The sequence below is a fragment of the Microbacterium enclense genome, assembly GCF_004022425.1.
Classification (GTDB): Bacteria; Actinomycetota; Actinomycetes; order Actinomycetales; family Microbacteriaceae; genus Microbacterium; species Microbacterium enclense_A.
On sequence record NZ_RBZY01000003.1, the window covers coordinates 61921 to 77958 of the forward strand.

The 16038-nt window shown below is 66.0% G+C and carries 13 protein-coding genes; all 13 read left to right on the forward strand.

Annotated elements, in window-relative coordinates; genetic code table 11:
• Positions 1 to 169: 169 nt before the first annotated feature.
• The 13 genes from D8Y23_RS01380 (at position 170) to D8Y23_RS01440 (ending at position 15999) form a co-directional block, all read left to right on the forward strand.
• A complete protein-coding gene (locus tag D8Y23_RS01380) occupies positions 170 to 601 on the forward strand; it encodes a hypothetical protein (protein ID WP_100810653.1) in 432 nt (143 codons plus the stop codon).
• A 58-nt stretch (positions 602 to 659) separates the two neighbouring features.
• Positions 660 to 1124 carry a hypothetical protein gene (locus tag D8Y23_RS01385; protein WP_128216380.1) on the forward strand — a complete coding sequence of 155 codons (465 nt, stop codon included), beginning with the start codon at positions 660 to 662 and terminating at the stop codon, positions 1122 to 1124.
• Positions 1121 to 2140: a DUF6545 domain-containing protein gene (locus tag D8Y23_RS01390; protein ID WP_100810655.1), complete on the forward strand. Its 1020-nt coding sequence runs from the start codon at positions 1121 to 1123 to the stop codon at positions 2138 to 2140. The genes D8Y23_RS01385 and D8Y23_RS01390 overlap by 4 nt, the downstream gene beginning before the upstream one ends.
• Complete coding sequence (locus D8Y23_RS17190) at positions 2140 to 3276, forward strand: alpha/beta hydrolase (protein WP_164878098.1); 1137 nt, start codon at positions 2140 to 2142, stop codon at positions 3274 to 3276. Before D8Y23_RS01390 ends, D8Y23_RS17190 begins: the two co-directional genes overlap by 1 nt.
• Complete coding sequence (locus D8Y23_RS17290) at positions 3249 to 3830, forward strand: GIY-YIG nuclease family protein (protein WP_428844459.1); 582 nt, start codon at positions 3249 to 3251, stop codon at positions 3828 to 3830. The genes D8Y23_RS17190 and D8Y23_RS17290 overlap by 28 nt, the downstream gene beginning before the upstream one ends.
• A gap of 10 nt (positions 3831 to 3840) precedes the next feature.
• Positions 3841 to 4632, forward strand: coding sequence for a hypothetical protein (locus D8Y23_RS01405; protein WP_164878095.1), 792 nt, complete (start codon positions 3841 to 3843; stop codon positions 4630 to 4632).
• Positions 4633 to 4683: 51 nt separating this feature from the next.
• A complete protein-coding gene (locus tag D8Y23_RS01410) occupies positions 4684 to 5160 on the forward strand; it encodes a hypothetical protein (protein ID WP_128216384.1) in 477 nt (158 codons plus the stop codon).
• 234 nt (positions 5161 to 5394) lie between these two features.
• Entirely contained in the window at positions 5395 to 5580 is a 186-nt protein-coding gene (locus tag D8Y23_RS01415) for a helix-turn-helix domain-containing protein (protein ID WP_128216385.1), read from the forward strand.
• Positions 5581 to 5687: 107 nt separating this feature from the next.
• The gene (locus tag D8Y23_RS01420) at positions 5688 to 6257 is read left to right on the forward strand and encodes a hypothetical protein (protein WP_128216386.1); all 570 of its coding nucleotides are present in this window, start codon (positions 5688 to 5690) and stop codon (positions 6255 to 6257) included.
• Positions 6254 to 7324, forward strand: coding sequence for a hypothetical protein (locus tag D8Y23_RS01425; protein WP_128216387.1), 1071 nt, complete (start codon positions 6254 to 6256; stop codon positions 7322 to 7324). The genes D8Y23_RS01420 and D8Y23_RS01425 overlap by 4 nt, the downstream gene beginning before the upstream one ends.
• Before the next feature lie 20 nt (positions 7325 to 7344).
• Entirely contained in the window at positions 7345 to 11289 is a 3945-nt protein-coding gene (locus tag D8Y23_RS01430; protein ID WP_128216388.1) for an Eco57I restriction-modification methylase domain-containing protein, read from the forward strand.
• Positions 11282 to 14710, forward strand: a complete 3429-nt coding sequence (locus D8Y23_RS01435) for a helicase-related protein (RefSeq protein WP_128216389.1) — start codon at positions 11282 to 11284, stop codon at positions 14708 to 14710. Before D8Y23_RS01430 ends, D8Y23_RS01435 begins: the two co-directional genes overlap by 8 nt.
• Before the next feature lie 2 nt (positions 14711 to 14712).
• Positions 14713 to 15999 (forward strand): hypothetical protein, encoded by a 1287-nt coding sequence (locus tag D8Y23_RS01440; protein WP_128216390.1) that lies wholly within the window; start codon positions 14713 to 14715, stop codon positions 15997 to 15999.
• Positions 16000 to 16038: the final 39 nt, after the last annotated feature.

Below are 16038 nucleotides of genomic sequence, written 5' to 3' on the forward strand. Positions count from 1 at the left end.
TTGAGCATGCTCAAAACTCTCCCGAGATTCCGTTCTAACACCGCACGTTGAGCATGCGCAACGGTTGATTTGTGCATGCTCAACGGGTAGATTGAGCATGCACAACTACCCTTGGGCCTGGGCTACGTCGACGCCTTGGCCCTCCCGAAGGGAAGGGGGGTCAGCGACGATGACTGAAGACGAAAGTCAGGCTGCGGCTGACGACCTCGCCAAACGCCTGCGACTTCTGATGGATGTCGCTGTCGCCGAGTCCGGTTCCGAACCGACCTACTCGCAGATCGCGGAGTATCTGAGACAACGTGGCATCAGCTTGTCTCGATCACGATGGACGTACATGGTCAACGGCCACCGATACGTTCAAGACACCGCAATCTTCGAGGGACTCGCGGACTTCTTCGACGTTGATGCTGCCTTTCTTGCGGGGGAGAGCGGCGTGGCAACCCCGGAGAAGGTCTCCGCCCAGCTCGACCTCGTGCGTTCGATGCGTGCAGCGAAGGTGAAGTCCTACGCTGCACGCACACTCGGCGATATCTCGCCGAAGGCGCTCCAAGCCATCAGCAAGTTCCTGGACGAGGAAATGATGCGAACACCCGAGCACTGACGGGTGTCGCGCACCACGGAGCCGAGGCCAGTAGTTGCTCGGGCGAGAGGGGGTAAACGTGAACACCGAAGAGACCGTAACGGCCGCCGTCTCCGATCTGCGGCTCGGCAGCAGCTTCACGCTTGCGCACCTTCTCCAGGCCATACAGGAACGGCGCCATCGTAGGCTCCGCGTCGTCGAACTCGCCGACCTCGACACCCGCGACGGCATCTGTGCGCTCTGGCTGGTCACCGACACCGAGGACTTCGTGCTCCACGCACGCAGCGACTCTGCACTGCATCGCCAGCAGTTCGTCCTTCACGAGTTGGCCCACATGATCCTCGGTCACACGGAGGGCGACGATTGCACAGCCGGGGACGTCTTGCTGCCCAACATCCCTCCTCACACGCGCGGACGCCTGCTCAAGCGACAGGACATTGACAGTGAGACGGAGATCGCCGCCGAGTCGCTCGCAGATCGGCTGGCCGCGGGCATCCGAGGATCGGTGTTCGCCGAGTCCCGCTATTCGGAGATTTTCGGGTGATCCAGGCGCTCGTCGCGACGCTCATGTGGGCGCTCGTGGCGAGCCTGCTCATCTTCCGCCGCAAACGGGCGGATCGAAGCATCACCTACGCTTCCTTCACGATTGCGGTCGCGATGACCCTGAACGTCGACGCCATCTACCTCGCCACCGATCCGCTTCTTGGCGGGACGAATGTCACGACCCTCGTTTCGGATGGGCTGCTGATGACCGGGATCTTCTTTCTCGGTCGAGGCGTCATGAAGGCCGACGAGTACCGCCCCAGGCTCGTGCGGGTCGCCGTGGGCATCCCCGTGCTCCTCACCTCGCTTCTTGCGATCACCACGACGTTCGTGTTCATCGACCGAGGCACAACCACGACTCGGTTCATGATCGATCTCGGCGCGCAACCCGCAGCGGCGGCCTACTCGATCATCAACTTCAGCTACTTCTTCCTCGTCATCACGACGATGATGATCCTCGCCGCGCGGCAATATCTGCGCAGCTCCGGCATCCAGCGTCTCCCCGCGGCTCTGCTGAGCCTGGGATCGGCGTTCGGCGGCGCACTGTGCCTGGCCGTGCTCATCATGGACGTCGCACACGTCACAGGACATCTCGATCTCATGCGCGCCGTCCAACCCGCCTACGAACCGCTCTCTCTACTCGCGTTCCTTTTCCTATGCGCGGGCTTCGCCGCGCAGCCTGCGGTCCGCCGCGCACAGCACGACATGCGCCGCAAGCGCACCGTCGGCCTCACGACACAGTTGGAGCCTCTCTGGAAGCGGGCGTCCCTCGTGCGGCCTGGGCTGAGCCAAGCAGACCCGCTCGCTGCGAGGGCGGATGACTTGGAGAGCCGTCTACACCGAGAGATCGTTGAGATCCGCGACGCGATGATCGACCCGCGCGTCACCTTCGACATCAGCGCAGCCGAGCGCGCCCTGCTGAATCGCGCCGAGAGCCACCTCCTCGGACTCGACACGAGAGCGACACGGACCACCGCTTCACCAGGAAGCCGGGTCGACCAGGGGGGCAGTTCGTGATGCGACGAGTCGCGCTAGGTGCCGGACTCGTTGCGGCAGGCGCGTTGGGTGTCGGATGGGCGATCGCGCGGCGGCTGACAGCCCCCAGCACGCGAAGATACGATCTGATCGTCCGCGATGTGGAATACGACGGCGACGCCTGTCTCATTGTGCTCGACCGAACTCGCCAGACCGCAGCCGAAGGCGCTTACAACCTCTGGTTCGAGAACGGAGGGTGGGCGCAACTCTCCGAAGACGTGCTCGACCGTGGACCGACTCTGATCGCACGACGGGTGACGAGCACGGCATCGGGGCTCACTCTCAGGGCTGGCGATCACGTCTCCTGGAGCGGCATCTACTACGCGACCCCGCACGACGCCAGCCTTCATGCACACGACATCACCGTCGACACCCCAGCGGGGCCTGCCCCAGCCTGGCGCATCGACGGCGATGGTGCCAGGTCGACGTGGGCGATCCACCTACATGGCCTCGGCAGCGTCCGAGCCGGAACGCTTCGCGGCGTGCTCGCCGCGACCGAGCGCGGCTACACCTCGCTCGTCATCACCTACCGAGCCGACGGCGAAGGCTCGGGAGTCGGCAACGGTCGCGCAACACTCGGCTTCACCGAGGCCGACGACGCCGCGGCCGCCATTGAGTACGCGATGCGGCACGGAGCTCGACAGGTCGTGCTGTTCGGATGCTCGATGGGCGCGGCCATCGCGCTCCAGCTCGCTCACCACCCGTCACATCGACGCAGCATCGCCGGTCTCGTGCTCGACTCGCCCGTGCTCGACTGGACCGAGGTCATCAAGGCGAACTGCACCCGCAGCGGACTCCCCGCAGCCGCGGGCAGCCTCGCGATCCCGTGGCTGACGCTCCGCCCGCTGGCCCGGATGGCCGGCCTGCCCGAGCGCATCCCGATCCGATCTTTCGACTGGATGGTTCGTGCCGAGGAACTCACCGCGCCCACGCTCATCCTTCACGGCACCCGCGACGACTCCGTGCCGGTACGGCTCTCACAAGCCCTTCGAGATGCTCGGCCTGACCTTGTTTCGCTGGAAGTCTTCGAGGCCGGACACACGCTCTCATGGAACTCTGACCGGGGGCGGTGGCAATACGCGGTGACCGAATGGCTCACCGGCCGCATCACGGCTTGAGGAATGGAATCCCGGGTTGGGTAGCGAGAGGTGACCAGCCGTCGACGTCAGCGCGACGGATCCCGCAACGACTTCCCCGGACGGTCGAGCATCGGGAAGCCTGCGAAGATCGGTGCGTGAATAACGCCGATCCGCCCCCGACTGACGAGTGGCGGGCACTCCTCGGGCGGACGGCACGACCCGTGAGCGAGCTTGCCCGTAGCGACGTGCCGGAACAGCCTGGCGTATACCTCTGGCGGCACACCCGCTCGGTACAGTACGTCGGCAAGGCGACGAGCCTGCGATCGCGGCTGTGGGGGAGCCACTTGGGTCGTGGGACGAATCTCTCCGGATCTTCGCTGCGACGAAACGTCTGCGAGCTGTTGTTCGGCATCCCGCCCGCAGTGACGGCGAAGCCAGCCCCGCAGCTGGTGACTCCCGCGCAAGCGGCGGCGATCGCAGCCTGGCTATGTGAATGCGAGCTGTCATGGTTCGAGTGCGAGACGATTGCGGCCGCTGCGAGCCTGGAGGACCGCCTCCGGCGGGCTTGGCTCCCGCCGCTCAATCGGATCTGAGGATCTCGACTTGGAACTAGATGGGACTCCACTGGCCGCGGTTTCGAGGCTTTGGCTTCGAGCAGGGCAACTCTTCACCGAGCGCGACTCGGTTCCAGAGCATGGCAGCACAGCGCAGCACGACCACGACCACGCTGCCGTGAGGCCAGAGACGCCGCCCTGGATCGTGAGCGGCAAGCTTATGTCCGCCTACGACGGCGCACGAGCGGCCGCGGTGCTGTGGAGAGAAGGCGAGGTTCACATGATCGCCGACTATTCACTCCTTCGCGTTGTCGTGGAGAACGCGGCCCTCGGTTGGTGGGTACTACAAGGATCTGACCGTGACGATCGGATGCATCGAGCGTTCCGAGTCGTCATAGACGACCTCACCTGGGCAATCAGACGGGAGAAGTTCGCTGTCGCCCACGCGCGAACAGCGGAAGGTCGAGAGATGCGGTCGGGCGCGCTCGTCGGTGCAGCGCGCGAGCTCGAGAGGGTGACTACTGCGTTCCGAGCGTCGCTCCCGGGCCGGGAAGAATCGTTCTACGCCCCCCGCAGGATCGAAATGGCAAAGGTGCTCGTTGCAGCCGAATCGACTATCTCGGACACGGACGACCTCGACTACTCCTTGTTGTGGTGGATCGCGAGCACGAGTGCGCATGGCTCGTTGTCAGCGGTTCAGCAGCTGGCCCAGCCAGGAGAGCCTGGCCAGGCCAGCCTCTACCCGGACGCAGAGAGCGTCGGAGCATTCGCAGTGCGAGCAGCTCATCTCCTCAACGCCGCCCATGCGTCGTGGAACGTCTACCGACAGTCTTCGGGCTGAGGCATGGCAACTCGATTCGGAGACCTACCGCGCGTTGATCCCGGGAGGAACATGTTGGACCGGCCCGGCAATCTCAGTGACTACCTCGCGCTGCCCCAGATCGCCGACCTGCACTGGCCGGCCGATGTCGTGGAGCAGTGGCTCTTCGAGCATGCGGGCAACGCCGCATTCATCGAAGACTACGGACACCTCGACCTGGCCGCGATCGAATGGACGAGAGAGCTGGTGCCTGCCGCTCAACTTGTCGACATCCCAACCGGTGCGAGTGACGCGGAGTTCCTTGACTCTGTGGCTCGGCTGCATCGGCACTATCTTGGGCTGCGCTCCCAGGGGATCCGTGACGCGTGGGAGCACCGCGGAACTTGGCTCGTGCCGCCCATTCTGCTCTCGCGTCAGATCCTCGGTAACGAGGAGCGCGACCTGCAGGTGGTCGAGGGCAGGATGCGGGTCGGGATTCTCCAAGGCCGGGCGGCGGACGCGCTGAACGTCGCGTCGGCGCTCGAGGCTTGGGTCGGGCGCCATCGCTGACGAGGCTGGTCAGCGTTGCAGGGTCGGCCGCCGCTCGGAACGCCAGCCCTGCTCCTCAATGTCGATGGGCCGGTTCCGCTCGACGAGACGATCTTCCAAGGCGAGTAGCACGTCGACTATGTGCCCCGACATGGGGTGTTCTTCGGTTATACCCCGACAAACAGGGCCTACTCGGTAGTGCCGATGGGTAGGCTGGAATCGACCGGGTGCTCGTGCCGCAAGGGGAGGTAACTGATGTCTGAGCCTTGGCTCTCAGCCGATCAGATCGCATCTCACCTAGGGGTGACGAAGGACACGGTGTATGCCTGGATCGCCGACAAAGGGATGCCCGCTCACAAGGTGGGGCGTCTCTGGAAGTTCCAGGTCAGCGAAGTCGATGAGTGGGTGCGTTCGGGGGGAGCCTCATCGGAGGCCGAGTGAACGATGTCGGAGGTCGGGCCTAGCCTGGAGAACTTTCGCGCGTGAGACCGAGCAGCGGAGCAGATGAGGGGAGGAGAGCGCGGATGAGCAGCTTCAGGATCGGGCCGGTGAGTGTCGAGGTGCTCGATGGTCAGCACTCGATCACGCTCGTTCCGCCGAGCCAGTGGCATGGCGATAGGCAGGAGCGACCCGCCCACGCCGTGCTCGCCAACCTCAAGGCCGAAGACGGTCTTCGCGCACAGGTCTTGCTTGTCCGCTGGGATGACAGTGACGAGACGTCGCTCGGCTTCGCGGAGCTTCTCGCAGGCCCGTCGGACTACGAGCGGCTGGAGGACGCCGGAGCGATCTCGCCAAAGCTCGTGGGGGACAAGCTGGTCGCACGGATTCGGGCGTTGCGCTACGGGAGGGCCGGGCGAGCCACGGGGGCGGCGGTCGAGTGGTCGCAGATCAGCGAATGGGCTGGCGGCGACGCGCAGGCGTTGCTCGCCGCGCTCGGCGCGACGCGCACGGGAGCGTATGGCGTGCTGCTGCCGAGTGCAACCCGCTTCAAGACCGAGCCGGCCATCGAGGTGCCGCTCTCCGACCCGTCGGCGTTGTTCGCCGTCTACGCGCTCACGCGCGTCGTGCCGATCATGACCGGCTACGGCAAGGAATCAGTGGAAGGCCCGAACGCATGAGCGGCGTCGACGTCTCTATCGCGCTGCCCGAGGACGAGACGCCTGGCGAACTCATCAAGGGCTACTTCACGCTCATGCGCGCGTTCGGCTGGGATCTCTACGTCACGAGCCACTTCATGCTGCGGGAGTCGTTGGGATCGCAGTGGTTCGCGGCCCGGATCAGCGAGCTGAAGGACTCGGACCCGAAGAACTGGCGACCCAACCATCGCTTCGAGCCGCAGGACCCCGGTGTGATCCTCCGCGACTACATCCACGAGCAGGACTCTCCGTATGTGAGCGTGTTCGGCGGGCAGTTCCAGAAGCGGGCCGCGGCGAAGAAGATCCTCGCCACCAGGAACACCTGGTTCCACTTTGGCGACGATCCGACGACCGCCCAGCTCGTCGAGGCGGCGAAGGTCGTGCGCGGATTCGTGCAGTCCAGCGGCATGCATATCGCGGGACGCATCGACTCTCTGATCGAGCGGCTGGACGACCTGCGCACCGGACGCTATCCGGCGGACGCAGCGCCGAGCTCGGATGCAACGGTTCCTGTCGTTGCCGAGACTGTGCCACTGGACACGCCAGAGGACTTGCCGCGCCCGAGTATCGGTGGCACCTGGGTCGGCCCGCTCCCGGAGTTGCGTTACCGCATAACCCGCGCGGGGGATGTCGTGCACCCCGACACGATGGAATCCGTGCGCTCCAGGGTCACCGGCGACTTCGCCGACAAGGTGCGTGCCTGGACTGCCGTCGAGCCGCGCGGCCGCGAGCTGTGGATCGACACCGACGGGGCCGTGGGCGGGTTCATCGGCGCGAGCCCGCGCCTGCTTGGCTACCTCGGCCCCGACCCGGAGAGTGACATTGCGCGCGGGTTCTTCACCCCGCACTTCTACGCCGTCGAGGGCGACGAGATCGCCGACCTCGACTCCGGCGAACGTCGCAAGCAGCCGTTCGCCGGAGGTCTTGCCGACGGCGCGACGCTTCGCGTGACGACCTATGGCGATGTCCTGGTCGTCGGGGACGCCGAAGGCATGGAGCGGGTGGCGACGGTGACGCCAGCCGAGTGGTTTCCGGGGCACCTCGGATGAGCGCGGAGAGAGCAGGGAACGTGTCGGCATTGCAGCTTGACGGATCGAGCACGGTCGCGTGGGCGGATGCGCCCGCGGGCGCTGCCGACGCCATCGTCGTCCTCGGCCGGGATGACGCCGGGGCAGGGGCGATCCAGGTCGGTATCGCCCGCCTGACCGCGCGACCGACGAAGGGCGTGCTCGACGACCTGTGGAAGTCGCGCGGTACGCGGGCTCCGATGGGTTTCATCGTCGCAGCCGTCACCCCGGATGGCGTCTGGATTCACTATCCGTCCGCGGACGCTCCGCCCATTGGCCCCGTCACGGTCGGTCAGGCCGAGCGTCAGCTCCAGTCCGTGCTGGAGGAGGGGAACGGGCTCGCTGCTCACGGGCGCATCCGCGCCATTCAGGAGGCGATGTCCTCGGCGGGCACGGACGGCTTCTCCAACCACTTCCTGTTCGCCACCTACCACCTGAATCGTGACGTACCTCGCCGCGCCGATTGGGAGTCCGCGGGTCAGAAGGCCACGCCGATCCTGCCCAAGCGCGGCATCGAGCTGGTGGCGGCGCTCGGGTTCGACGCCGAGCCCGCGGGGACGGAGCGGCTGCTCGTCCTGCGCACATCGAGCGGGCCACGGCGCGCGGTCGCAGTGTTGCTGCGCGACGACGAGCACTTCGATCAGAAATCCGCGACCTACCAGCTCACACCCGTGGCGAAGGCGCTGGAGATCGCTGGGCGCGAGGACGTGCCGTGGGTGATCGCGCTTCGCAAGTCCACTCTGCGGCTTTACCCCGGACGTGACGGCGTGGGTGTCGGCCAGCGTGGCCAGTCCGAGACCTACTTCGAACTGGACCTGGATCTGCTCGCGCCCGAGCAGGCCGCGTTGCTCACCCTCATCTTCTCCGCCGAGGCGCTCGACGTTGACGGCTCCGCGCAGCAGATCCTCGACGGCTCGGGCAAGTACGCCGCCGACCTCGGCACGCGACTGCGCGACCGCGTGTACGAAGGCGTGGTGCCTCGGGTTGCGCTGGCCATCGCCGATCAGCTCCCGTCGCTCGGGCTCGCGCTCGACGCGCACGGACTTCAGACCGCGTACCACCTCACGATGCGCATCCTGTTCCGCCTGCTGTTCCAGGCATACGGGGAGGCTACCGAGCTGCTGCCCGCGGGCCGCAACGATCACTACGACGCGAACTCGCTTCAGGCGTTCATCACCCGCGAGATCGGCACCGGCCCCGACCAGTTCTCCACCGAGTCGGCAGCGATCTGGTCGGATCTCACGCAGGTGTGGGACGTCATCTTCCAGGGCAACTCCCGCTGGGAGGTGCCCGCCTACGGCGGCAGCCTGTTCGACCCAGCCACCCAAGAAGGCGCTCTGCTGTCGCGCGTCAAACTCACCGACAGCGTGATCGGCCCCGCCCTCCAGGAGCTTCTCAGCGAGGAGACCGTCGACCAGACCTGGGGGCCGGTCGATTTCCGCAGCCTCCAGGTACGTGAGTTCGGCACCATCTACGAGGGCCTGCTCGAATCCAGCCTCTCGCTCGCCGAGCAGGACCTCACCGTCGACCGGAACGGCGCATACATCCCCGCGAAGGACGACGATGAGGTCATTGCGCCAGCAGGACGCCCGTACTTCCACTCCGCCTCGGGGGAGCGCAAGGCGACTGGCTCGTACTACACGCCGAAGATCGTGGTCGACCACCTCATCGAGCGTTCGGTCGAGCCCGCGCTGAAGGCCCATCTCGACCGGGTCAAGACCCTCATGGACGAGGGCAAGGAACGCCAGGCCGCCGACGCCTTCTTCGACTTCCGCGTCGCCGACCTGGCGATGGGCTCCGCTCACTTCCTCGTCGCCGCCGTGGACAAGATCGAGCGCGGCATGCGCGACTTCCTCACCTCCAACGAAGTGCCCGGTGTCCGCGCCGAACTCGCCCGGCTCGCGGAGAAGGCACGCGAGGCGCTCGGGCAGGACACCGACGGTGCGAAGGCGATCACCGACGGCCAGCTCCTTCGCCGTCAGGTGGCCCGCCGCTGCATCTACGGCCTCGACATCAACCCGCTCGCCGTCGAGCTGTCGCAGCTTGCGCTCTGGATTCACACCTTCGTGCCCGGCCTGCCGATGTCGAGCCTCGACCACGGGCTCGTCCTCGCCAACTCCCTCACGGGCATTGGCACCATCGACGAGGCGATGAACGCGCTGAAGGCCGACGGCCTGTTCGAGCAGATCATCCGTGAACCGCTAACGGCAGCACGAGACCTCCTCATCGACTACGCGAACGCATCCGAAGCCGACAAGTCCGAAGTCGCCGCGGGTGCCGAGATGCTAGCGAAAGCGCGAGACGCCGCCGCCCCGGCCAAGGCGATCTTCGACGTGGCCGTCGCCAAGCGCCTCGGCGTGACGATTGACGAGGCGTGGGATGCCGAGCAGTTCGTCGCACTCGCAGCGATGCGTGAGGTGCGTGAGGCTGTCGATCCACTCCAGCCCGCGCACATGCCGTATCTCTTCCCCGAGGTGTTCCTTCGTGACCGGCCCGGCTTCGACGTGCTCGTGGGGAACCCGCCGTGGGACAAGGTTCGTCACGAACCACAGCAGTTCTGGGTCGTGCGTGACCCCGGCCTCAATACGCTCACCGCAGAGGCGCGGAAGGACCGAATCGAGTGGCTGAGGAAGAATCGTCCGCTCGACAGTCGCATTGAGACTGAGGCGATTGATCTGAGTGAGCGGCGGACGGCATATTTTTCTGCCGCCTACACCCTGCAAAAGTCGCAGCACTATGACTTCGCAAAACTCTTCGCGGAGCGGAACTTGGTGCTTGTGCGCGAGGGCGGAGAGGCCGGAGTCGTTCTTCCGCAAGCGCTACTGGTCCTCGGCGGCTGGGCTCCGATTCGTGAGGCTATGCTCGCGCGTCAGTTGGCCGAAGTAGCTCCGATCCGAAACACCAATGGCTGGGCATTCCCGAATGTGCACGGCCAGATGACGATTGCCTTGGTCGTACTCGGTCCTGGAAGCGGCGTTGCCGTTCGTGCTGCCGCATCGAGCGCCGAAGCGCTCTCGTCGAGAGTTCCGCCTTTGACCTTGACTGTCTCGGAGCTTTCGGATCTCTCGGAGGAACTGAACGTTCCGTGGTTCGAGCACGAAGAGGATCCGGAAGTCTTCGCGCGGTTGGCGCGATACCCACGCCTCGGCGGCGGTTTGGGGTGGATAGTCGGTCACGCGGACAGCACTCGATGGGACTTCTCATCTTCTGGCAAGCACGCCGTTCTTGCGAATCCCTCGCCCACGAGCCCGGTCGACTGGCGCGTGACAATGACTCGTCACGTCGATCGGTGGTTGATGAGTCCAACTGCGGAAGGGAAGTGGATCGGTGACGTCGCGCGTCTGGCGTCGCTCGACAACGGCGTCCGCAAAGAGGGCGACAGAGTTCTGATCGGTCGAGACCATCCGTCGCTCGTGTATCGCTTCCCGACGAACAATGACAACAGCCGCACACTCGTTGCGGCGGCCCTTCCGGCGGAGGGGTGGCTCTTTAGCAAGGGCTACGCGCACGGTGTTCGATTGAGTGAAGAGGTGGCGACTCGTGATGTGCTTGCGCTTCTTGGCTACTTGAACAGCATCCCCGCAGACTGGTGGGCGAGACGGTTCGTAGACCGCCATCTGGGAAAGCGCATCATCGAAGGTCTACCGCTACCGGCATGGGACGAAGCGGACCGTGCTCGTGTGGCGGAGCTCGTTGCCAGCATTCTCATCGCCGGTGGAGTGCACGAGATCGCGGGACCACGGCTTGTTCCGGAGTCAGCTACGCCGGGATTGCGAGCAGATGCTGAGGCGGAGATCAATGCGCTGTCGCTTGTAGGGCTGGGCTTGGGTAGCGTCGAGGCGCTAGCCGTGTTCGACGACTTTGCAGACTCTGTCGCGGCACTCCCGAACAGCACGAGGGAGGCGATCTTGCGCCAGGTTGACTTGATCGGGGTACGTCATGACTGACCAGCTCCCCGTCTTTGCGACGAACCGGATTGCGCCGCCAATGACGGTGCGCGAGGAGGTGCGTCGCCTGTTCCGGGTGAACCGGGAGGCTCTTGCGGTGCCGCCGAGCGCGGCGATCGCGACGGCCTACGTCAACCCTGCGGGCTTCTTGCTGCTCGCCGACGAGCTGGAGAAGCTGCCGCGCATCCGCATCCTGCTCGGCGCTGATCCGCTGCCTGATCCGTTGCTGCCGGTGGACGCCGACGCGACGCTCCAGAAGCGGCTTGATGCGGCGCTGACCGATCATGTGCGCTGGCTGAAGGCGGAGCGCGACGCGCTCGGCTTCGAGCTGAAGGCAACGCAGTCGGCGAAGCACCTCGTGGCGTGGCTGCGTGCGGCTGACGAACGTGGCGAGCCGGTCGTGGAGATCCGCCGCTACACGGGCGGGTTCCTGCACGGCAAAGCGTTCATCAGCCACCATCCGACGCATCCTGCCTATCTCGCGGGGTCGTCGAATCTGACCTACGCGGGGCTCACGCGCAACGCGGAGCTGAACGTGGGCGCGTCCGGTCAGCACGGGTCGACGCCTCAGGTCATCGACTGGTTCGAGGAGTGCTGGTCGGACTCCGAAGCCTTCGACCTCGCCGGGCTGTACGAGCCGCTGTGGGCCGAGCACACGCCGTGGAGCGTGTTCCTCCGCATGCTGCTCGCCCGATACGGCGAGCACCTCGATGATGAGCAGGCCGGTCCCACGAGATTCGAGCTGACCCGGTTCCAGGCCGACGGCGTGAAGCGGATGCGTCGGCTGCTGGACGAGATCGGGGGCGTGCTCGTTGCCGACGAGGTGGGGCTCGGCAAGACATTCCTCGCGCTCGAAGTGATCGCCGCGGCCACGGAGGAGCAGCGGCAGCGTGTGCTGGTCGCGGCTCCCGCCGCGCTGAAGGCATCGGTGTGGGACCCCGTGCTGGAGCGGTATGACATCTCCCGCCGAGTCTCGGTGCACTCCTACGAGGAGATCCGCAGCCGGATGGACCCCGACCACCCGGAGCACCTCGGCTTCTACGAGCGCGCCGAGGATGCGGCGCTGGTGATCGTGGACGAGGCGCACAATCTACGGAACGCGGGCGCGGCGCGTTCGGAGGCGCTGGATCGGATCATCCTCGCCGGGCGGCACCCGAAGAAGGTCGTGCTGCTGACCGCGACGCCGGTGAACAACTCGCTCATCGACCTTGAGACTCTGGTCAAGTACTTCATCCGTGACGATGCGCGCTTCGCCTCCATCGGCATCCCGTCGATCCGCAAGTACATCCGCGATGCGCAGGCGCTCGATCCCGAGGCGCTCACGCCCGCGCATCTGTTCGACCTGATGGATCAGGTTGCGGTGCGGCGCACCAGGACGTTCGTCAAGGACAACTATCGCGGCGAGACGATTGCTGGGCCTGGCGGCAAGAAGATCCCGGTCGAGTTCCCCGACGCAGACGTGCGCCGTGTCGATTATCAACTCGATGAGCCCGGCGAAGGGTTGGTGAACGCGGTCACCTACGCGCTTGATATCCCCGACGATGAAGCGCACGTCGCGTCGTTCAGCGTGCGCCGCGGCGACCCAGGGCGGCTTCTGCTCGCACGATACGTTTCCAGCCGGTATCTGAAGTCCGAGGACTTGAACAAGACCGAGGTCTCGAACATGGGGCTGCTGCGCTCCGCGCTGCTCAAGCGGCTCGAATCCTCGCCGACCGCGCTGGCCGGAACACTCGGCGTGCTCATCCAGACACACGAGGCATTCCTCTCCGCGCTCGGCAAGGGCACCGTGCTCGTCGGCGGGGCGCTGCGCGACTACGTCAACTCCGAGTCGGAAGACCTTGACGAGATCGTCGCCGGGCTCGACGAGGACGCCGAGCACCAGGCCACCCCTGCCGCGCTGTACGACGCGGAACTGCTGGCATCCGATGTCGAACGCGACCTCGTGCTGATCCGCCACCTCCAGTCGCTCGCTCAGGCGGCGGCGCACGACGGCGAGCCGAAAGTCGCGGCGCTCCTGGCCGAGCTGGAGCGGATCGCGGCCGAGGCCGAGAAGCCCGCAGTGACGAACGCCCCCAGCGGCGACCGGCGGAAGGTCATCGTCTTCTCCACCTACGCCGACACGATCCGCGACCTTCACGAGCGGCTCACCGACGCGCTTGACGCCGTGCCCGACGGCTCGCCCCTCGCGGCCTACCGCGGCCGGGTCGCGCCCGCGGTAATCGGAGAGTTCGCCTCGGGCAAGCGCGGCGGAATCGACCAGCCGACCCGCGCGAAGGCGGTCGCCAACTTCGCGCCTCGCACCGCCGGGCAGCTCCGAGACGACGGCACTCCCGTCGAGGCGGACCTCTACGACGTCCTGCTGACGACCGACGTGATCGCCGAAGGCGTGAACCTCCAGCAGGCCGCGCACATCGTCAACTATGACCTGCCGTGGAACCCGATGCGCATCGTGCAGCGCCACGGCCGCGTCGACCGCATCGGCAGCCAGCACAAGTCCATCGAACTCGACGTGTTCTTCCCCGCCGAGCACCTCGACGAGTTCCTCGGGCTGGAGCAGACCCTGATCCGCAAGCTCCGGCAGGCAGACGCCGCCATCGGCGCGGGGAAGGTGCTCCCAGGGGTTTCGCACTACCCGCCGCAGGAGCACTACGACCCCGACGCGATCGTCGGCGAGATCGAGGAACTTATCGAGCAGGGAGGCGGCTCGGCCGCGGGATCGGGGGAGGAGTACCGGCGACGGCTCGCTAACGCGCTTGACGCCGACCAGGCGCTGCGCGGACGGCTCGAAGACCTGCCCTACGGTATCGGCAGCGGATTCGTGAACCCGGCCGTCGCCGGCCGCGCCTTCGTGTTCTGCATGAAGATGGGCGACACGGGCCACATCTGGTTCCGCAACGTGAACGCCGACGACGCCTGGCAGCCCATCGCCGACGAAGACGGGCGCGTCGTGGTCGATGACACCCTGATCTCACTCGTCACCGCAGACCCCGGCAAACCCGACAGGCTCAGGTCTCTGCCCGACGAAGCGTTCCGCGCCGCATACGAGGCATGGGCTCTCGCGCAGGAGGATGCGCACGACGAGTGGATGCGCTCAACCGACCCGAACGCCCTCGCCGCCGAGATCCCGGTGTCCTTCCGCGACGCGCGAGAGGTCATCCTAAACAAGGGCGGCCACCTCGGCGCGGCGCAGCTCGAGACCATCAAGCGCCTCAACACCGTCCCGACCGCCAAGGCGCGGAAGGCGATGCGAGCCGCGCTGCGCACGCCGGGCAAGCCGGAGGCCGTCGTAGCCGCGATTGTCCAGGTGCTCGACGGGTTCGGCATCCAGCCTGCCGAGAAGGTCGAACCGCTCCCACCCATCGCCCTCGACGACGTGCGCCTCATCGCCTGGATGGCGGTCGAGGGGACGAAGGCGGAGTAGCGGTGTCATTGTTTGCGGGCGGCATCAACTGGCCGGAAGATTTGCAGCTTGTCCTCGTCGGGAAGGACGAGGGAGCCCGTAGCGGCAAGATCCGCGAGGCGAGCGGCAAGTACGTCGTGGACGTCGAGCGGGGACTGTCCTTCCAGCAGGGGTGGCGGGGGATAGACAACTCGAGAGTCGCCACGACGGTCATCGGCGGGCAACCAGCGATCATGCGCGGGTATTCGGGCGGAGCTGCGTTTCACCTTTCGGAGGTCAGGATTGGATCGGACGCTCTGACACAGGAGTATGTGGCGATCCGCGCTGAGTTCGAACTCCTGCCATCGCTGTCAACGATTCGTCATGAGGATGGGGCGGCGCGAAGTGCTAGTGCTGAGATAGTGCTGCCACCGCTTGAATCGGCGAGGACGATGGCACTCCTGCTCGACGCTAGAGGCGTTGCCGAGATCAGGTCACCCAATCCTGCACCGATGGAGGAGTATGGGTCCCATCTCGCGGCGCTACAAGACCTCATCGTGTTCGCTGCCGATCAGCCTGCGGAGCGTGTCTCCCTCACCGGGGTTCTTGCGGATGGAACCGAGGTCGCGGTTCATGGCTGGACACGGTATCCGGCGTTCGAGAGTCGGGGTCGCCAGCCCGTCGAGTACCTGCTCAGGTTCGGCGCTGCGTACTTCGCAACCGTGGTCGAGGCGTGGTGGAAGATGCGGGTGGACTTCCGCCCCGTCCCGCAGATCCTTGCGGCCGTTCGATATGAGCCGGGTTTCGTGGAGAGTGACGTGATCGCGCTCGCGGCTGCGCTGGAGCGATTCACAAAGCAGAAGTTCCCGCCGCCGATGTCTCCGCCTCGCCTTGACGCGCAGGAGTTCGCGGTGATCGAAGACACGCTTCAGGCGTTGCTTCCAACCCTGAGTGGGGCGCAGCGCGCGTTTGTCAACGGCATTCGGAACGATGCTCGTCGCACTCGGTATGAGGAGTACGTCGGCGCGCTCATCGAGTCCCTACAGCCAGAGCACCTCGCGCACACGAAGATCAACCTGGCGAACTGGACGGCGGCGCTCCATTCGGCTCGGAACGATATCGCGCACGAGGGAGCGCCTAACCCGGCCAACCCCGTCCTGTTCGTCGACGCGCAGGAGTCGCGTGCACTCCGCGATGCGACCAGGGTGATCCTGACCCTCGCGACCCTCGCTCACCTCGGCGTCCCCGATCCGGTACTGAGCCGAGCATCTGAGCGCCTGGGCGTGCGCTACGGCGTCCGTCATGTCGACTCCGCGATCTACGCGCCCTGACAGTCTCTTCGGGAGGCCGACCTGATCGTTTGCGCCCGC